Annotated in this window: 14 protein-coding genes and 1 pseudogene; 13 read left to right on the top strand and 2 right to left on the bottom strand. The window is 67.3% G+C overall.

Features of this window, described 5'->3' with window-relative positions; all coding sequences use genetic code 11:
- Positions 1–41 precede the first annotated feature (41 nt).
- Positions 42–818 (bottom strand): type I methionyl aminopeptidase, encoded by a 777-nt coding sequence (map, locus tag ACFFGH_RS14355; protein WP_386669376.1) that lies wholly within the window; start codon positions 816–818, stop codon positions 42–44.
- A 371-nt stretch (positions 819–1,189) separates the two neighbouring features.
- Here map and rpsB point away from each other — a divergent pair, with 371 nt between their 5' ends.
- Both rpsB and tsf read left to right on the top strand, forming a co-directional pair.
- A complete protein-coding gene (gene rpsB / locus ACFFGH_RS14350; RefSeq protein ID WP_386669374.1) occupies positions 1,190–2,035 on the top strand; it encodes a 30S ribosomal protein S2 in 846 nt (281 codons plus the stop codon).
- A 158-nt stretch (positions 2,036–2,193) separates the two neighbouring features.
- Entirely contained in the window at positions 2,194–3,063 is an 870-nt protein-coding gene (gene tsf / locus ACFFGH_RS14345; RefSeq protein WP_386669372.1) for a translation elongation factor Ts, read from the top strand.
- Positions 3,064–3,294: 231 nt separating this feature from the next.
- On the opposite strand, the gene ACFFGH_RS14340 is transcribed toward tsf, so the two are convergent.
- Positions 3,295–6,450, bottom strand: coding sequence for an autotransporter domain-containing protein (locus ACFFGH_RS14340; RefSeq protein ID WP_386669371.1), 3,156 nt, complete (start codon positions 6,448–6,450; stop codon positions 3,295–3,297).
- 371 nt (positions 6,451–6,821) lie between these two features.
- Here ACFFGH_RS14340 and pyrH point away from each other — a divergent pair, with 371 nt between their 5' ends.
- From pyrH to lpxA, 11 genes and pseudogenes are all read left to right on the top strand, one after another.
- Positions 6,822–7,550, top strand: coding sequence for a UMP kinase (gene pyrH / locus ACFFGH_RS14335; protein ID WP_386670223.1), 729 nt, complete (start codon positions 6,822–6,824; stop codon positions 7,548–7,550).
- 57 nt (positions 7,551–7,607) lie between these two features.
- Positions 7,608–8,519 (top strand): cation diffusion facilitator family transporter, encoded by a 912-nt coding sequence (locus ACFFGH_RS14330; RefSeq protein ID WP_386669368.1) that lies wholly within the window; start codon positions 7,608–7,610, stop codon positions 8,517–8,519.
- An 86-nt stretch (positions 8,520–8,605) separates the two neighbouring features.
- Positions 8,606–9,163, top strand: a complete 558-nt coding sequence (frr, locus tag ACFFGH_RS14325; protein ID WP_386669366.1) for a ribosome recycling factor — start codon at positions 8,606–8,608, stop codon at positions 9,161–9,163.
- 132 nt (positions 9,164–9,295) lie between these two features.
- Positions 9,296–10,060: a polyprenyl diphosphate synthase gene (gene uppS, locus ACFFGH_RS14320; RefSeq protein ID WP_386669364.1), complete on the top strand. Its 765-nt coding sequence runs from the start codon at positions 9,296–9,298 to the stop codon at positions 10,058–10,060.
- A gap of 10 nt (positions 10,061–10,070) precedes the next feature.
- Entirely contained in the window at positions 10,071–10,907 is an 837-nt protein-coding gene (locus tag ACFFGH_RS14315) for a phosphatidate cytidylyltransferase (RefSeq protein ID WP_386669361.1), read from the top strand.
- A 14-nt stretch (positions 10,908–10,921) separates the two neighbouring features.
- Complete coding sequence (locus ACFFGH_RS14310; protein WP_386669359.1) at positions 10,922–12,094, top strand: 1-deoxy-D-xylulose-5-phosphate reductoisomerase; 1,173 nt, start codon at positions 10,922–10,924, stop codon at positions 12,092–12,094.
- 23 nt (positions 12,095–12,117) lie between these two features.
- Positions 12,118–13,470, top strand: a complete 1,353-nt coding sequence (gene rseP, locus ACFFGH_RS14305; RefSeq protein ID WP_386669356.1) for an RIP metalloprotease RseP — start codon at positions 12,118–12,120, stop codon at positions 13,468–13,470.
- Between the two features lie 120 nt (positions 13,471–13,590).
- The gene (bamA, locus tag ACFFGH_RS14300) at positions 13,591–16,023 is read left to right on the top strand and encodes an outer membrane protein assembly factor BamA (protein WP_386669354.1); all 2,433 of its coding nucleotides are present in this window, start codon (positions 13,591–13,593) and stop codon (positions 16,021–16,023) included.
- 21 nt (positions 16,024–16,044) lie between these two features.
- Positions 16,045–17,040, top strand: a pseudogene (lpxD, locus tag ACFFGH_RS14295) (UDP-3-O-(3-hydroxymyristoyl)glucosamine N-acyltransferase); the annotation flags it as partial.
- 103 nt (positions 17,041–17,143) lie between these two features.
- A complete protein-coding gene (gene fabZ / locus ACFFGH_RS14290) occupies positions 17,144–17,620 on the top strand; it encodes a 3-hydroxyacyl-ACP dehydratase FabZ (RefSeq protein WP_386669352.1) in 477 nt (158 codons plus the stop codon).
- 3 nt (positions 17,621–17,623) lie between these two features.
- Positions 17,624–18,406 (top strand): acyl-ACP--UDP-N-acetylglucosamine O-acyltransferase, encoded by a 783-nt coding sequence (gene lpxA, locus ACFFGH_RS14285; RefSeq protein ID WP_386669349.1) that lies wholly within the window; start codon positions 17,624–17,626, stop codon positions 18,404–18,406.
- Positions 18,407–18,557 lie beyond the last annotated feature (151 nt).

The raw sequence follows: 18,557 nt of genomic DNA, 5'->3' as shown, positions 1-18,557 counted from the left end.
GCCCCCTGCATCGGCCGGCGCCGGACCGGCGCCGGAAGTACTCACAGATCGTTATCGTCGCCAGGCAGGCGGGTCAGGATTTCGACGCCGTCCTCGGTCACCGCGATCGTGTGTTCCCACTGCGCGGAGAGCTTGCGGTCCTTGGTCACGACGGTCCAGCCATCCGGCAGCACCCTCGTATGGCGCGTTCCCTCGTTGATCATCGGCTCGATCGTGAAGGTCATGCCGGGCTTCAGCACCAGCCCTTCGCCGGCACGGCCGTAATGCAGCACCTGCGGATCCTCGTGGTAGACCTGCCCGATACCGTGGCCGCAGTACTCGCGGACGACGCTGAAACGCTCGGACTCCGCATAGGCCTGAATCGTCGCACCGATATCACCGAGCGTGGCACCCGGCTTCACCATGCGGATCCCGCGGAACATCGCCTCGCGGGTAACGTCCACCAGGCGGCGCGCCATTACCGACGGGTTGCCGACGAGGTACATGCGGCTGGTATCGCCATGCCAGCCGTCCTTGATCACGGTGACGTCGATGTTGACGATGTCGCCGTCCTTGAGGACCTTGGATTCGCTCGGAATCCCGTGGCAGATCACGTTGTTGACCGAGGTGCAGACCGTCTTCGGGAAGCCCTTGTAGCCGACGTTCGCCGGCACGGCGCCCTGTATTCGGACGATGTGGTCGTGGCAGATGCGATCGAGTTCCTCGGTCGTCACGCCGGGTTTCACATGCGGGGCGACGACCTGCAGCACCTCGGCGGCCAAGCGGCCGGCGACGCGCATGCGCTCGATCTGCTCGGGGGTTTTGATGGTGATGGCCATCCCACCATTATGCCCTGCCATCCGCAAACCGGGCCCTGCACGATGCGGCGGCAGGGCCAGCGCCCGGTCGATACCACGCTCGCGCTTGCGTCGCTCCGGCTAACTTGGATGCCGCGGTTGCCCGCTGGGGCGCCTGTGGATAGAATTGTGCGGCTGCGCGGACAGCCGTCCCGCTACCGTCCACGCCGGACGCCATCGGCGAATACACACCTGCTGCCTTATCCCGTGCCGGGGTGCTTCCACCATGAGGTGTGAAGTTCGGCCACGGACGCAGCAGGGAGGCCCAACCCCGGAATCCCCGCTTCGGCTTGCCGGAGCAGCCCGCCTTCACCTGTCCGGCGGTGCGGATTCCATCTCCTGGAGTTTCTGCAATGCCCCAGATCACCATGCGCCAGATGCTCGAAGCGGGCGTCCACTTCGGCCACCAGACCCGTTATTGGAACCCGAAGATGGGCCCGTACATCTTCGGCGCCCGCGGCAAGATCCACATCATCAACCTCGAGAAGACGGTTCCGCTGTTCAACGACGCGATGAACTTCATCTCGGGCGTCGCGCAGCGCCGCGGCATGATCCTGTTCCTGGGCACGAAGCGCAGCGCGCGCGACGCGATCAAGGACGAGGCCGAGCGTTGCGGCATGCCGTACATGAACCAGCGTTGGCTGGGCGGTACGCTGACCAACTTCCGCACGGTCAAGCAGTCGGTGCAGCGCCTGAAGGACCTCGAGGCGGCTGAGACCGACGGCACGTTCCAGAAGCTGGTCAAGCACGAAGTGCTGCAGATGCGCCGCGAGCGCGACAAGCTCCAGGCGTCGCTCGGCGGCATCAAGGACATGAACCGACTGCCCGACGCAATCTTCGTGATCGACATCGGCCATGAGGACATCGCGATCAAGGAAGCCAAGAAGCTCGGCATCCCGGTCATCGCCGTCGTCGACACCAACTACGACCCGGAACTGGTCGACTACGCGATTCCCGGCAACGACGACGCGATCCGCGCCGTGCAGCTGTACGCGTCCGCCGCCGCCGATGCCGTGCTCGAGGGCAAGGCCGCCGCGCCGCAGGCCGCGACCGTGCGCGAGGAAGAGTTCGTCGAAGGTGAAGGCGAAGGCGGCAACGAGCGCAAGGGCCGTGGCCGCGGCGCGCCGAAGAAGGCCGCTGTCGATGCGCCGGCCGCTGCCGACGCACCCGCCGCCGCTGTCGACGCGCCGGCCCAGTAAGTCACCGCCCTGCCATGCGGCCGCGCGACCATGCGCGGCCGCGTCTGCTTGGCGGCTCCGTCCGCACCCTTTTCCTCGCACGATCGCCCCGCTCCGCGCGTCCGTTTATTTCGGGCCGCAGCCGGTGGTCGCAGCGACCCACGACACGAGGTAACCCCATGGCAGAAATCACCGCATCCCAGGTCAAGGAACTCCGCGAGCGCACCGGCGCCGGCATGATGGAGTGCAAGAAGGCCCTGACCGAGAACAACGGCGACATCGAAGCCGCAGCCGACTGGCTGCGCAAGACGGGCCTCGCGAAGGCCGACAAGAAGGCCAGCCGCGTTGCTGCCGAAGGCCGCATTGTCGCTGCGCAGGCCCCGGGCAAGGCGGTTCTCGTCGAGATCAACTCCGAGACCGACTTCGTAGCGAAGGACGGCAACTTCATCGGCTTCACCGACTCGGTCGGCCAGGCCGCGCTCGAAGCGTCCGACGTCGAGGCGCTCAAGGCGACCAAGCTGCCGTCCGGCGAGACGGTCGAGGAATCCCGCGCCGCGGTGATCGCCAAGGTTGGCGAGAATGTGCAGGTGCGTCGCCTCGCGCGCATCGACAGCGACAACACCGTTGCCGCGTACGTGCACGGCGGCCGCATCGGCGTGATCGTCGAGGTCAAGGGCGGCAATGCCGAACTGGCACGCGGTCTCGCGATGCACGTCGCCGCGATGAATCCGCCGTACATCTCGCCTGCCCACGTGCCGGCCGAGTTCGTCGAGCGCGAGAAGGAAATCGCCCTCGCGCAGGTCAAGGACACCGGCAAGCCGCAGGAGATCCTCGAGAAGATGATCGCCGGCAAGATCGCCAAGACCGTCAACGAGATCTGCCTCACCGGCCAGGCCTACGTGCTGGACACGAACCAGACCGTCGAGCAGGCACTGAAGGCCGCCGGCGCCGAAGTCGTCAACTTCGTCCGCCTCGCGGTTGGCGAAGGCATCGAAAAGCAGACCGACGATTTCGCTGCGGAAGTGATGAAGCAGGCCGGTCTGGCGTAAGCCGTACCGCCAGGTCAGTTGCAGAAAGGCCGCGCTCTGCGCGGCCTTTTTGTTTGGCCGGGCAAAACGGATTTGCGGCGAGATTTACCGTCGAACTGCGCCCTATGTGACGGCCGGGCCCGTGGCACATCGCCCGCCCGCCGGCATCGGCATCCGCGCGGGTCGCCATTTCATCTGCACAAAAAAAAGGGGCGGCTTTCGCCGCCCCTTTTTCAGACCCACCCGGTCGAATCAGAAACCGACCGAGTAACGCAGGTTGACACCGTGATTGCGCGCCTCGTCGTCGAACTGGCCGCTGTAGCCCAGCTCGAGCAGGCTGCTTTCCGTGACCCAGGCACCGAGGCCGAGGTTCGCCACCGCGGCGGACTCGGCGATTCCAGCGCCCTCCACGGTGAATGCCGAACCTCCGCTCCACGCGGCGGTCGTCGCGGCGTTGAGGTCGCCGGACGCATGACGCCAGCCGATCCCGCCACGAACGAACAGCCAGCTCGCGTCCTGTCCGGCCGCTTTCAGGCCGCGCTCGAATCGCATGCCGACAGTCGCCAGCCCTGCACGCGTCTCCTCCGTCTGACCCGAGAGCGCCGCGGCCCCGCCGGTTTCTACGAAGCGGTCCGAATCGACCGCCACGCTGGCCAGCTGCAGGAACGGCTCGACCGCCCAGTCGCTGCGCTCCACGCGGTAGCCACCTTCGACGAAGGCCTGCACCGAGCTCGCGTCATAGCGGGCGCGGTTGCGATCCTGGAAGCCCGGGAACGCCACCGTGCGCTCGGTATCGACGTCGTGGCGGGCGTAGGTCGCACCGGCGCGCATCTGGAATGCACCCCATGCGTTACCGGCGTAGACACCGAAGTGTCGGCTATCGACGTTCGAGCGCGACGCCCGGTCCTCGACCTGGAGGTCGGAGCGCCCACTGCCGGCGAGCGCACCGAACCGCCAGCCGCCGGCGGCTGCGTGATCGACACCGACCAGCAGGCTGCTGCTCTGCGAATCCGCACGCGCGGCATTGCCGTCGCTGCGAAGCGCGTCGCCGCCGCCCGTCACCTGCGCCCAGGCCGTGATGCCCGAATCGTCGCCCGAAGGCGAGCGCAGCGGCATGGCGCGCGCGAGCGCCGCCTCGCGCACGTGGCGCGCCTCGTCGACCAGGATCGCGGACGTGCTCGAGTGCACTTCGCCGCTAAGCGCGTCGAATGCGGCCGGCGCCTGCGCAGGGAACAGCTGCGTGAGTCGCTGCGCAAGGACATGCGTCATTGGCAGCGCGTCCGCCGCAGCAGCCACTGCACTCTGGTTCTGCGTACCGGCGGCGGTCGCCAGCGCACGGCCGCGGCTCACGTCCATCGCAACACTGTTCGGGGCATAGCCCAGGCTGAACCGCAGGAACGGAGAGAACGCGCTCGAGTCGACGGCCTGGAAGGCGCCGGCAACGCCGCCCGCCGCGGTCAGCAGCGTGTAACGCTGGCCCAGCAGATAGTCGTTCGGCCCGGCGAGCACACGCACGGTGCCGCCGAGCAGATTTGCCCGGCCGGTGACGTTGATGCGGTCGGAAGCGCCCAGCCCGTTGACTTCGGCCTCGAAGATCGAGCCGACCTGCTGGGTGTAATTGCCGTTGACCGTCAGCGTGCCGATCGAATTACCGGGCGCCACGGTGCCGTTGACCACAGTTGTCCCGACCGTGCCGGTGCCAGCAAGCGCGCCGCCACGGTTGACCGTCAGCAGTCCACCCGATTGCACGCCGTTGACGACGAACGTACCGCTATTCACGGTCACCGCGTTGGCGAGTACGCCGGTGCGACTGACGAGGCCCCAACCACCGTTGATGATGGTGCTGCCAAGGCGGTTGGTGCCGGACAGCTCCAGCACACCGTCGTTGACGGTCAAACCGTTGAAGCTGTTCGTTCCGCTGAGGCGCAACCAGCCGATGCCGGACTTTGTCAGGCGCCCCGGACCGCCGATGTTGTTGGTCCAGTTGTCCCATGCGGCGCCGTCCCAGGTCTGGGCGCCGCCCGCGCGCTGGTTCATCACCACGTTCGTATCGACGCGGATCTGACCCGGGCCTTCGATCGCGCGACGCAGATCCATCAGGCCCCAGCCGTAGATCGGATCGACGCCGGGCGCCCCGAGGTCACGCGCCGTGGTCAGCAGCACATCGCGGACCTGCGCGTTGTTGAGGTACGGGAAGCGCTCCATGAGCAGGCCGAGTGCGCCCGTCACGTGCGGCGCGGCCATCGAGGTACCGGTGTAGTTCGCGTAGCCGTACTCCGGGCGCTCGGAGTCGATCAGCAGTCGCATGCTGCCGTCGGCGCCTTCGATCACGCGGCCGGTGATGGTGCCGGTCACGACGGACGAGGCGATGCCGGTTCCCGGCGCCGTGATGCACCAGTTCGCGCTGAACCCGCAGATGCTCGAGCTCGCCGAGAGGCTGCCGTTCTGGGCGAGGTTGACCACGCTCAGCCAGTACGGCTCGACTTCGGGAGCCAGACGCGGCAGGGTCGCGTAGATGCCGGCGATATTGCCGCTGTTGTTACCCGCGGCCCATACCTGGATAGTCTGGTAACGCAGCGTCGGATTGACGAACGCCGTGCGCAAATAGTCGGCGTTGGCCGTATTGCGATAGATCGCGTCAAGCGCGGTGCGGGTCGTCGGCTCGGACGAAAGGCCCCAGCTGTGGTTGATGGCGCGGACGCCGGCGGCGCCCAGCTGGTTGAACATCGACACCGTCGTGGCCGTGTCCGGCCCCGTCGTGTTCGTGCGCGTCACGATGCGACCGCTTCCATCGACGTAGTACTCGACGACGCGATTGAAGAACAGCCGGGCAGAGGTCAGGTCGGCACCGAACGCGACGCCATGCATGCCGGTGCCGTTGCGGTTGGCGGCCATCGTGCCGGCAACGTGCGTGCCATGCGCGTTGTATTGCAGGATCAGACGGGCGCCCGTGCCGCCGAACGAAAGGTTCGACGGGATCGTGCGCCCGAGGTAATAGGCGTCGATCTCCGACACCCGGCCGTCGGTAAAGAAGCAGTTGCCCGGACCACGCACGATGGTCGTGTTCTGGCAGCCGGCCATGCCGATGCTGATCGCGCCGTGGTTGCGCCCGGCAAACTCGCCGTGCTGCAGGGCGACACCGGTGTCATAGACGCCGAGACGCACGCCGCGGCCGGTCAGGCCCCGGGCATACGCGTATTCAGCGCCGATCGCTGCAAGACCCCAGTCGGCCTGGAACTCCGCGGTGCGCCAGCTTGCCGGGTCGCCCAGGCGACCGGGGTCCTGATAACTCTGCGCCGATGCCGGCAGAACAGCTGCCAGCGCCAGACCACTCGCGATCGCCGCCGACAGCGTCGAGCGCGCGAACCTATTCCCACGACCGCGACCGGCCGTTTCAATCGTCTTCATTGCATCCCCTGGAATGGTAGATCCGGCACCCCTGACCGCCCCTCGGTCATGCGTCGATGCAGCCCCACTGCGATCGAGCACTTGGCGGTGCGCCGGCAAACTGCAGTCGGCCGCCCACCGGGCGGAGCGCAACTGCCGCGGTATCTATATTTCAAAATAGGGCGAAACGCCAGCCGCGCGTCACACTTTGGAGCGCAGGGCCCAGCTTTTGAATTGCTTCACACGGTGCACCGGGACTTTCAGCTGCCGGGCGCACCTTTAGCCACCCGCCGCATCCGCTGCGCGTGAGCGTTTCGCACGTCCCGGATTGCGACTGCGCCCGCCCGTTCCCTTACAATGCCGCGGTTTGCCGCCCTCCCCCCGAGATCGCCATGTCCCAACTCGCCTACCACCGCGTCCTCCTGAAACTCTCCGGCGAGGCGCTGATGGGCGATGAGGACTACGGCATCGATCCGAAGGTGATCAACCGCCTCGCGCACGAGGTCATCGAGGCGCAGAGCGCCGGCGCGCAGGTAGCCCTCGTGATCGGCGGCGGCAACATCTTCCGCGGTGCCGGCCTGGCCGCAGGCGGCATGGACCGGGTGACCGGCGACCAGATGGGCATGCTCGCGACCGTCATCAACGCGCTCGCGATGCAGGACGCGCTCGAGAAGCTCGGCGCGAAGGCGCGGGTGATGAGCGCGATCAAGATCAACGATGTGTGCGAGGACTACATCCGCCGCCGCGCGATCCGCCACCTCGAGAAGGGCCGGCTTGTGATCTTTGCCGCCGGCGTCGGCAGCCCGTTCTTCACCACCGATTCCGGCGCTGCTCTGCGCGCGATCGAGATCGGGGCCGACCTGTTGCTCAAGGCGACCAAGGTCGACGGCGTGTACGACAAGGATCCGCACAAGCACGCCGACGCGGTGCGCTTCGACCGCCTGAGCTATGACGAAGTCCTGAGCCGTGACCTGCAGGTCATGGATACGGCAGCGTTCGCATTGGCCCGCGACAGCGAGCTGCCACTGCGCATCTTTAACATGAGCCACCCGGGCGAACTGCTGCGGATCCTGCGTGGCGAGAACATCGGCACGCTGGTCCAGGGCCGCGCTGCCGCCTGACTGAGCTGCTACCGGATGCAATAGTGTCCGGCCCGCAGCCCATGCCACGATGCCAGCATGGCGCATTCGCATCACTCCGGACACCACCACGCGCACGACGGCACGCGGGCATTCGCGGCCGTCACGCTGGTCAACCTCGCGTACACGGCCCTCGAAGCCGGATACGGTTTCGCGACGAACTCGCTCGCGTTGCTGTCCGACGCGCTTCACAACCTGGGCGACGTGCTGGGGCTTGGCCTTGCATGGGCCGCTGCGGTGCTCGCCCGACGCCCGCCCACGGCGCGGCACACGTATGGCTGGCGGCGCGCGACGCTGCTGTCACCTCTTGGGAACGCGCTGCTGCTGGTGGCGTTTTCCGGCGCGCTCGGCTGGGAGGCCGTCCGCCGTTTCGACGCGCCGCCGGAGATCCCTGCGCTTCCCGTCGTGCTGGTCGCCGCGCTCGGTATCGTAGTGAACCTCGGCGCGGCCTGGCTGCTGCGTTCGGGGCACGAGCACGACCTCAATCGTCGTGGCGCGTTCCTGCACCTCGTCGCGGACGCCGCGGTGTCACTCGCGGCGGTGTTGGCGGGGCTGGGCATGGCGGTATTCGGCTGGTCGTGGCTGGACCCGGCCACGGCGCTGCTGATCGGTGTCGTCATCGCGCTCGGCGCGTTCGGCCTGCTGCGCGAGAGCTTCGACGCGGCGATGGATGCGGTTCCACGCTCGATCGACCAAGGCGACGTGCTCGCGTTTCTTTCGTCCCAGCCCGGCGTAGAGGCCGTGCACCATCTGCATATCTGGTCGCTCGGGGCCGGCGAGATCGCGATGACCGCGCACCTGGTACGCCCCGGCGCCGACGACCACGATGCTTTCATCGACCGCGTAACGCATACGCTCGACGAGCGCTTCGGGATCAACCACGTGACGATGCAGATCGAGCACGGCTCGCATTGCGAGCACGATCGTCATGATCGCGCGCCTCACCACTGAGCGCCGCGAGTGGCCACACTCGCGAAAGCACCACCGCGGCGTTCGCATATAATCGCCGGCTCCCTGCCTACCCACCGGAGCCGGCGATGCTAAACGACATCAAAAAAGACGCGCAGACCCGCATGGCAAAGAGCGTGGAAGCGTTCCGCCACGATCTGGTCAAGGTGCGGACGGGCCGTGCATCGACCGCACTCGTCGATCACATCAAGGTCAATTACTACGGTTCCGACATGCCGCTGTCGCAGGTCGCGAGCGTTGCGGTCACCGACTCGCGCTCGCTCACGATCACCCCGTGGGAAAAGCAGATGGTCGGCCCGGTCGAAAAGGCGATCCTCGCGTCGGACCTCGGCCTGACCCCGAACACCGCGGGCACCGTGATTCGCTTGAACCTCCCGGCGCTGACCGAAGAGCGCCGCCGGGAGCTGACCAAAGTCGTTCACTCCGGTGGCGAAGATGCGAAGGTCGCGATCCGCAACATCCGCCGCGACGCGAACCATCAGGTCAAGGAACTGCTGAAGGACAAGCAGATCACCGAGGACGAGGCGAGCCGCAGCGAGACCGAGATCCAGAAAATCACCGACGACGCGATCAAGGGCGTCGACGAGGTGGTCAAGGCGAAAGAACAGGAGCTGATGGCGGTCTGACGCCATCGGCCGGGTCCACGGCCCGGCCTCAGCTTTCCGCCGCGTGCGGGGCCGCAAGCCCCGCCCATCCGCCCGGCGTGGCACGCCGAGGGACTGTCGTCCCACCCCGTCCTTCCAGGTGCAACCGGCGCCATGTCTTCCCAGCACGTCAGCGCGCCCCGGCGCATCCCGCGGCACCTCGCCGTCATCATGGACGGCAATGGCCGCTGGGCCGAGCGCCGTCGGCGCCCGCGCGCCATCGGCCATCGCGCCGGCGCGCGAACGGTCAACCTCTGCATCGAGTTCTGCCTCGAGCGCGGCATCGAAGCGCTGACGCTGTTCGCGTTCTCGAGCGAGAACTGGGGCCGGCCGGAGGACGAGGTCGGCGCGCTGATGAAGTTGTTCATGACCGCGCTCGACCGCGAGGTCGACGAGCTCGACCGCCGTGGCGTGCGCGTGCGCTTCATCGGCGAGCGCGAGCGCTTCGGCGACGTGATCCGTGCGCGCATGGACGAGGCCGAGCGCCGCACAGCCGACAACACGCAGCTGCAGCTCACCGTCGCCGCGAGTTACGGCGGCCGCTGGGACATCGCCCAAGCGGCGCGCTCGCTGGCGCGCGACGTCGCCGCCGGAAGGCTGGACCCGGAAGACATCGACGAAGCGCTGCTCGGCTCGCGGATCTGCCTGTCCGAGTTGCCCCCACCGGACCTGTTCATCCGTACCGGTGGCGACACCCGGGTCAGTAACTTCCTGTTGTGGCAGCTTGCCTACACGGAGCTGTGGTTCACCGAATTGTTGTGGCCGGAGCTTGATGCGGTGACACTGCAGCGAGCGCTGGACGCCTATGCGATGCGCGAGCGCCGCTTCGGACTGACCGGCGCCCAGGTGGCCGCCCAGTCCGACCAGAACCGCGAATGACGAAGACCCGATGACGAAAACCCGCCTGCTCGCATCCCTGGTGATGGCCCCGGTCGCGGTCGCCGCGATCCTGCTGCTGCCGACCCCGTGGATGGTGGCGCTGGTGACCGTCGTGCTGCTGGCTGGGCTCTGGGAGTGGTTCGACCTGGCCGAAATCGAGGACACCCTCGCCCGCAGCGTGTTGTTGGTGGCCCATCTGGGTGTCATGGTCGCGATCGTCTGGGCCTCGCGCTGGCGCGAGGGCTACACGCTGGTGCTCTACCAGGTCGCCGCGATCGTCGGCGTGGTCTGGTGGCTTGTTGCACTGCTCTGGCTGGGCCGCAGCCGTTTCGGCAGCGACCATGAGAGCTTCGCGCGCGTATTCAAGCTCGCCGCAGCAGCGCTGGCGGTGATTCCCGCGTGGTGCGCGCTGGCATGGATCCACGCCGAACAGCCCGGCGGCCATCGCTGGCTGCTGGCCGCGCTGGCGATCGTCTGGGCCGCGGACACGGGCGCGTACTTCACTGGCCGGGCACTGGGCCGACACAAACTCGCCCCGACGATCAGTCCGAACAAGACGATTGAAGGCATGCTCGGCGGCGTCGTGGCCGGCGTTGCGGCTGGCGTCGGCTTCGGAATATTGGCCGGCGCGACCACGGGGGACCTGCCGAAGGTCGCGCTTGTCGCGCTCGCCGCGGTGCTGTTCTCGGTGATCGGCGATCTCTTCGAGAGCATGCTCAAGCGCCACGTGGGGGTGAAGGATTCCGGCCGCCTGATCCCGGGCCACGGCGGCATCCTCGACCGCATTGACGGCGTGCTCGCCGCCTTGCCGGTCTTCGCGCTCGGCAAGGCACTGCTCGAGTTCTGAGGACGCACCCGGACATGCTCGACGTCGCAGTGCTCGGAGCCACGGGCTCGATCGGCACGTCCGCGCTGGACGTGATCGCCCGCCATCCGCAGCGGTTGCGCGCAACCGTGCTCGCCGCCGGCCAGAACGTCGAGGCGCTGGTGGCCCTGTGCGTTCGGCACCGGCCACGCCACGCCGTGATCGCCGACCCGCAGCGCTTCGCCGACTTGCGCGACGGATTGCGCGGCGCGGGGCTCGATACGCTGCCGCATGCGGGCGACGCGGCGCTGGACGAACTCGTCGGCAGCGACGCCTGCCGGGCCGTGGTCGCCGCCATCGTCGGCGCAGCGGGCCTATCGTCGACGCTCGCGGCCGCCCGCGCCGGCAAACGCATCCTGCTGGCGAACAAGGAATCGCTCGTGCTGGCCGGCGAACTGCTGATGCAGGCCGCGCACGATGCGGGCGCCACGATCGTGCCGGTCGACAGCGAGCACAATGCGATCTTCCAGTGCCTGCCGGACGCCGCGGCGCATGCGGGCCTTGCGCGGATCATCCTGACTGCGTCCGGCGGCCCGTTCCGCGGTCGGCGCCGCGAAGAACTCCACGACGTCACGCCCGAACAGGCCGCTGCCCATCCGAAGTGGTCGATGGGTCCGAAGATCTCCGTCGATTCCGCGACCCTGATGAACAAGGGTCTCGAGGTCATCGAGGCGCACCATCTGTTCGGTGTCGAAGCCGAGCGGATCGATGTACTCGTCCACCCGCAAAGCCTCGTGCACTCGTTCGTCGAGTTCGTCGATGGCTCCACGCTCGCCCAGCTCGGCTTGCCGGACATGCGCACGGCGCTGTCGGTCGGCTTCGCCTGGCCCGAGCGCATCGCATCGGGGGTCGCCGGGCTGGACCTGCTGGCGCAGGGCGGCCGGCTCGAGTTTGAAGCACCGGACCTTGAGGCGTTCCCGTGCTTGGGCCTCGCATTCGAGGCCCTGCGCAGCGGCGGCACGGCACCGGCGGTGCTCAACGCGGCGAACGAAACGGCCGTTTCAGCGTTTCTTCAGGGGCGTATCGGTTTCCTAGCGATCCCTGCGCTGGTCGAGCAAGCCCTCGCCGCGCTCCCCTCCTCTTCCGCCGGTTCGCTCGATGCCTTGCGCGATGCCGACGCACAGGCCCGGCGGTTCGTCGAACGGGCCGCACATGCGCACGCCCTGTAAGCCCACCCGATGAGCCCGCGCGCATGAATGAAATCCTCGGCTCGATCTGGTGGCTGATCGTAAGTCTGGGCGTGCTGGTCACGTTCCACGAATTCGGGCACTACTGGGTCGCGCGCCGGTGCGGCGTCCGGGTGCTGCGGTTTTCGGTCGGGTTCGGCAATCCGCTCTGGACGCACCGCGGCCGCGATGGCGTGGAATACATGGTTGCGGCGATTCCGCTCGGCGGCTACGTCAAGATGCTCGACGAGCGCGAAGCCGCGGTGCCGGCGGACGAGCTGCCGCGCGCATTCAACCGGCAGCCCGTATGGCGCCGGATTGCGATCGTCGCCGCCGGGCCGGTCGCGAATCTACTGCTATGCGTCGCGCTGCTCTGGCTGATGTTCGTGATCGGCCGCCCCGATTACGCCCCGGTGGTGGGCCACGTCGAAGGCCTCGCGGCACAGGCTGGACTTGACCGGGGCGATAGCGTCCTTGCGATCGACGGACGCGAAACGCCCACCTGGACCGAGGTCCAGATGGCGCTGATCCCGCTCGCGCTGGACCGGCGCGACGTGGAAGTCCGGATCGAGCGCGCCGAGGGAGGGGAGGCTGTGCGGCAGTTGCCGCTTTCTCGCTTGCCCGAAACCTTCGACGAGCGACGTGTCCTCGACGCCGTCGGGCTGACGGGGCGGCATGAGCTGGTCCCCGCGCGGGTCGGGCGGGTGCTACCCGACACGCCGGCGGCTGGCGTCCTCGTTGAGGGCGACGTGGTCACGGCGATCGACGGCACGCCCGTTTCGGCCTGGAACGATATCCCCGGGCTCGTGCGCAGGCTCGGCGAGCGCGGGGCGCCTGCGATGGTCGAGGTGGACCGCCACGACGAACGCCTGGCGCTCGAGATCTCGCCCATGCGCGTCGAGGACGGGTCGGAATGGGTGCTCGGCGTTGGCGCAGCCATGCCGGCGCCGCCGGTCAAGGATGCCGTCCTGCGGCACGGCCCGGTCGCGGCCGTACCGGCCGCGCTGCGCGAGACAGCACACCAGGCCGGCGAGCTGGTCGCGATGATTGGCCGGGCATTCAGCGGCCGTGTGTCGGTCGAGAACACCGTCGCGGGACCGATCACGATCGCCCGGGCTGCGAACGCGTACGCATCCCACGGCGCGGCCTGGTTCCTCTCCATGCTCGCGATGCTGTCGCTGAGCCTGGGCATCCTCAACCTGCTGCCGATCCCGATCTTGGACGGCGGTCACCTGCTGTATTACCTTATCGAGCTGGTCAAGGGCTCGCCGGTCAGCGAGCGGGTCATGGCCGCCGGCCAGTATGTCGGCCTGGCGCTGATCGCCGGCTTGATGGGGCTCGCGTTCTACAACGACATCGTCAACAACCTGGTGCGCTGACGCCGCCCGCATCCCGCTGCGGCAGCCCGCTGACTACGACGCCAAGACCACCGCTACGCCCCCGACGTCCCGACCGGCCCCGCCGTGCTGGACGTCCATGACTCCCAATCGGACGTAATGATGACGCGACTCCTCTCCCGCCGCCTGCTTGCCCTCGCCCTCGCCTCGGCCCTTGCCGTCCCGGCGGGCGCCCAGCCGGTGGATCCGTTCACGGTGAGCGACATCCGCGTCGATGGCCTGCAGCGCATTTCCGCCGGCACGGTATTTACGTACCTGCCCGTCGAGCGCGGCGACACGCTTGACCCCACCCGCGCCGCCGAAGCGATCCGCGCGCTGTACAAGACCGGCTTCTTCGAAGACGTGCGTCTGGACCAGCAGGGCAACATCCTCGTCGTCACGGTGACCGAGCGCCCGGCGATCAACAAACTGACGATCACCGGCAACAAGGACATCAAGACGGAGGACTTGACCAAGGGCCTTGCGGACATCGGCCTCGCAGAGGGCGACACCTTCGACCGGCTTGCACTCGACCGCGTGACGCAGGAGCTCGTCAAGCAGTACAACAACCGTGGCAAGTACAACGTCGAGATCAAGCCGACGGTGGCTCGCCTTGACCGCAATCGCGTCGACCTGACGATCGCGATCACCGAGGGCAAGGCCGCGAAGATCCGCCACATCAATCTTGTCGGCAACGAGAAGTTCCAGGATGAGGAAATCCTCGACACCTGGGAATCGCGCGAGAGCAACTGGCTGAGCTGGTACCGCCGCGACGACCAGTACTCGCGCGAGAAGCTTTCCGGCGACCTCGAGCGCCTGAACTCGTTCTACCTCGATCGCGGCTACGTCGACTTCAGCGTCGACTCGACGCAGGTCTCGATCAGCCCGGACCGTCAGGACATGTTCCTGACCGCCGGCGTAACCGAGGGCGAGCAGTACAAGGTCTCGAGCGTGCAGGTCAGCGGCGACACGATTCTTCCGAAGGAAGAGATCGAAAAGCGCATCCTCGTCCAGCCGGACCAGATCTTCTCGCGCCGCCTGCTGGAGATCAGCTCCGACGCGATTACCGCGACGCTCGGCAACGTCGGCTACGCGTTTGCACAGGTCAACGCGATCCCGGACGTCGACCGCGAAGCCAAGACGGTTGGCATCACCATGCAGGTCGTGCCGGGCCCTCGCGTCAACGTGCGTCGCATCGCGTTCAAGGGCAACACGCGCACCTCGGACGAAGTGCTGCGCCGCGAGATGCGACAGTTCGAAGGGAGCTGGTACTCGCAGGCCGCGCTCGATCGTTCCAAGATCCGCCTGCAGGGCTTGGGTTACTTCGAAACGGTCGACGTCGAGACGCAGCCGGTGCCGGGCAGCCCCGACCAGGTCGACGTGATCGTGAACGTCAAGGAAACCACCTCGGGCAGCTTCGTGTTTGGCGTGGGCTACTCGCAGCTCTCGGGCGTCACCACGCAGGTGCAACTGTCGCAGAACAACTTCCTCGGCAGCGGCAACCGGGTCTCCATCGAGGCGAACCGCAACGCGTATCTGCAGCGCTACGAGTTCTCGTTCCTCAATCCGTACTTCACCGACTCGGGCGTGTCGCTCGGGTACAACCTGGCGTGGCGCGAGTTCGATAACTCGGACTTCAACACGGCGCAGTTCTCGCGCACGACGCGCCTGGGGCAGGTGATCCTAGGCATCCCGCTGACCGAGACGGACTCGGTCTCGGCGCAGCTCGGTGTCGAAAGCGACCAACTGTTCACGTTCCCGGGCGCGACCCCCCAGTCGGCGATCGACTACATTGATGCGGTCGGCAACCGGACCTTCCACACCGTACGTGCTGAGGTCGGCTGGGCGCGCAATTCGCTCAACCATGCGCTGACGCCTACCGCGGGCATGTACCAGCGGCTGGGTGCGGAGGTTGCACTCCCCGGCTCGACCGTCGAGTACTACAAGTTCACCTACGAGATTTCGAAGTTCTGGCCGTTGTCGAGGCACTTGGTACTCAACACGCGGGGCCGCATCGGTTACGGCGACAGCTACGGTGACGAGTTCGTACGCGACATCTGCTTCATCGCGCCGACGCAGCAGAACCCGAACCCGACGATCACGCCCCAAGAGGAATGCACCACGGCATCTCCCGATTACGTGAGGACGATCCGCGCCGACGGGCTTCCGTTCTTCGAAAACTTCTATGCCGGCGGCGTATCGTCGCAGGGGCGCGTACGCGGCTTCACCGACAACACGCTCGGCCCGCGCGACATTGCTGCGAGCGGGTTTGCGCAGCCGATCGGTGGCTCGCTGCAGACGGTCGGTTCGTTGGAAGTTTTCTTCCCCACCCTGCTCGACACGCCGGCTGCCCGCGTGTCGGCCTTCCTCGACTTCGGCAACGTCTATCGCGATTTCGATAGCTTCGACGCGGGCGAGCTGCGCGCGTCCGCGGGCGCGTCCATCCTGTGGCGCTCTCCTATGGGTCCGATCTCGATCAGTTATGCGTATCCGCTCCGCAAGGACGATACGGACGATATCGAGCGCTTGCAGTTCACGTTCGGCGGCACGTTCTGATCGACGGCGCCGGCGGCTTCGGTGACGGTCTTCTCATACAGCGCCGGCGAGCTCGCCGAGCGCTTCGGGCTGCAACTGCAGGGAGACGCCGCCACGGAGCTGCGCGGCGTGGGCACGCTGGCCCGTGCCACAGCGGGCCAGCTGGCGTTCCTCGCTAACCCCAAATATCGAGCCCAGCTCGCGCAGAGCGATGCGGGCGTCGTGGTGATGCGTGCGGAGGACGCGGTCGATTACGGGGGCACGGCGCTGCTTGCGCGCGACCCGTATGTCGCGTTCGCGAAGCTGGCGGGGCTGTTCGAGCCGAAACCGGAACGTCCCGCTGGTATCCACCCGTCGGCGGACGTCGACGAAAGCGCCGAGATTTCGCCCGACGCCCATGTCGGCGCGTTCGTCAGCATTGGCGCACGCAGCCGTATCGAGGCGGGGGCCGTCATTGGCCCGGGCTGCGTGATCGGCGACGACTGCGTCGTCGGTGCAGGCAGCCAGCTCGTCGCGCGCGTCACCCTGGTCACGCGGGTGCGGCTGGGCCAGCGCGTGCTCTTGCACCCCGGGGTGGTCATCGGCGCCGAAGGCTTCGGCATCGCGATGGAGGGCGGGCACTGGCTTAAGGTGCCCCAGCTGGGCGGCGTCGTAATCGGTGATGACTGCGAGATCGGCGCGAACACGACGATCGATCGCGGCGCAATCGAAGACACCGTGCTCGGCAACGACGTGCGGCTCGATAACCAGATCCAGATCGCGCATAACGTCGTGATCGGTGATCACACCGCCATGGCCGGCTGCTCCGCCGTCGCAGGCAGCGCCCGGATCGGGCGCTACTGCCTGATCGGCGGCGGCGCCGGCGTGCTCGGGCACCTGGAGCTGTGCGACAAGGTGGTCATCACGTCGATGAGCCTCGTGACCCATTCGATTCGGACGCCGGGCGAGTATTCTTCCGGCCTGCCCCTGATGGACAACCGCAGCTGGCGCCGCAACGCGGCGCGATTCAAACAGCTCGACCGCATGGCGCGGCGCATCGGCGCGGCCACGGCGCGCCCATCCAAAGAACCCGACGGCCATCCCGACGATGCCGTGCAAGACCCCTCGTCGCGTCGTGACGACGCGACCGACAAGGACTGACATGAGCCTGCAACTCCCGATCGACGTTCCGAAGATCAACGAACTGCTGCCGCACCGCTATCCGTTCCTGCTCGTCGACCGGGTCACCGCACTCGAGCCGAACAAGCGCGTGCTGGCATACAAGAACGTCAGCGCGAACGAGCCGTTTTTCAATGGCCACTTCCCGGGGCATCCGGTGATGCCAGGCGTGCTCGTGATCGAAGCACTGGCGCAGGCGGGCGGTCTGTTGACGCAGCTGTCGCGGTTGGCGCTGCACGACGCGGGCGAGCCTGGCGGCCCGAAGACCGACAAGCTGTACTACCTGGTGAAGGTCGACGGCGCGAAGTTTTCGAAGATGGTGGTGCCGGGCGACCGGCTGGAGCTCGAGGTCGAGCTCAAGCGCATGATCCGCAACATGGCGATGTACGTCGGCGTCGCGCGCGTGGACGGCGAGCAGGTCGCATGTGCGGACATCCTTTGTGCCGAGGCCCAGGCCTGAGCCATGGCGGTGAAGATCCATCCCACGGCGGTCGTCGAGTCCGGAGCCCGGCTTGGCGAGGACGTGCGGGTGGGTCCGATGTGCTACATCGGGCCCGAAGTCGAGATCGGAGACGGCACCACCTTCGGCACGCACTGCAGCGTCACCGGTCCGACCCGGATCGGGCGCGAGAACCGATTCGTCGGGCACTGCGCGGTCGGTGGCGAGCCGCAGGACAAGAAGTACCGCGGCGAACATGTGGAGCTGGAGATCGGCGACCGCAACACGTTCCGCGAGTTCGTCACGCTCAACCGCGGTACCGGCAGTGGCGGTGGCGTCACGCGTATCGGCAGCGATAACTGGCTGCTCGCGTACACGCATATCGCGCACGACTGCGTGGTCGGCAATCACTGCGTGTTTTCGAACAACGCAACGCTCGCCGGGCACGTAAGCGTCGGCGACCATGTGATCCTCAGCGGCTTCGTGGGCGTGCACCAGTTCTGCCGCATCGGTGCGCATGCGTTCATCGGCATGGGCGCGTTCGTCAACGGCGACGTGCCACCGTTCGTGATGGTCGCGCAGGAGGGCTACGGCCGGCCGCGCGGCATCAACGCCGAGGGGCTCAAGCGCCGCGGCTTCGACGCCGAGCGCATCTCCGCGATCAAGCGGGCGTACCGGGCCCTGTACGTCGCCGGCATCCCGCTCGAAGAGGCGCGCACGAAGCTGATGGAACTGGCCGTCGAAAGCGCCGACGTGCGCGCCGTGCTCGAGTTTGTCGACAGCGGCGACCGTCCGCTGCTGCGCTGAGCGGTCGATCCGCCGAGCCGGCACAGCGGTAGAACGGTTGAAACCGGACGGCGACCGTCCATATCGGAATCCACCTCCAAAGCCATCCTCGATCGGATCAGCGCAGTGCCGGCGCCGGCCCATGGCGGGAAGCGCTCAGCGCGAACTGCGC

The organism is Lysobacter korlensis (assembly GCF_042434515.1).
Note: the sequence above shows the minus strand (reverse complement) of the source record. Positions and strands in the feature narration are given on the sequence as shown.

Bases quoted from the DNA above. Each gene is read 5' to 3' on its own strand.
- map (WP_386669376.1), bottom strand. From the start codon at position 818: ATGGCCATCACCATCAAAACCCCCGAGCAGATCGAGCGCATGCGCGTC.
- rpsB (WP_386669374.1), top strand. From the start codon at position 1,190: ATGCCCCAGATCACCATGCGCCAGATGCTCGAAGCGGGCGTCCACTTC.
- tsf (WP_386669372.1), top strand. From the start codon at position 2,194: ATGGCAGAAATCACCGCATCCCAGGTCAAGGAACTCCGCGAGCGCACC.
- ACFFGH_RS14340 (WP_386669371.1), bottom strand. From the start codon at position 6,450: ATGAAGACGATTGAAACGGCCGGTCGCGGTCGTGGGAATAGGTTCGCG.
- pyrH (WP_386670223.1), top strand. From the start codon at position 6,822: ATGTCCCAACTCGCCTACCACCGCGTCCTCCTGAAACTCTCCGGCGAG.
- ACFFGH_RS14330 (WP_386669368.1), top strand. From the start codon at position 7,608: ATGGCGCATTCGCATCACTCCGGACACCACCACGCGCACGACGGCACG.
- frr (WP_386669366.1), top strand. From the start codon at position 8,606: ATGCTAAACGACATCAAAAAAGACGCGCAGACCCGCATGGCAAAGAGC.
- uppS (WP_386669364.1), top strand. From the start codon at position 9,296: ATGTCTTCCCAGCACGTCAGCGCGCCCCGGCGCATCCCGCGGCACCTC.
- ACFFGH_RS14315 (WP_386669361.1), top strand. From the start codon at position 10,071: ATGACGAAAACCCGCCTGCTCGCATCCCTGGTGATGGCCCCGGTCGCG.
- ACFFGH_RS14310 (WP_386669359.1), top strand. From the start codon at position 10,922: ATGCTCGACGTCGCAGTGCTCGGAGCCACGGGCTCGATCGGCACGTCC.
- rseP (WP_386669356.1), top strand. From the start codon at position 12,118: ATGAATGAAATCCTCGGCTCGATCTGGTGGCTGATCGTAAGTCTGGGC.
- bamA (WP_386669354.1), top strand. From the start codon at position 13,591: ATGACGCGACTCCTCTCCCGCCGCCTGCTTGCCCTCGCCCTCGCCTCG.
- fabZ (WP_386669352.1), top strand. From the start codon at position 17,144: ATGAGCCTGCAACTCCCGATCGACGTTCCGAAGATCAACGAACTGCTG.
- lpxA (WP_386669349.1), top strand. From the start codon at position 17,624: ATGGCGGTGAAGATCCATCCCACGGCGGTCGTCGAGTCCGGAGCCCGG.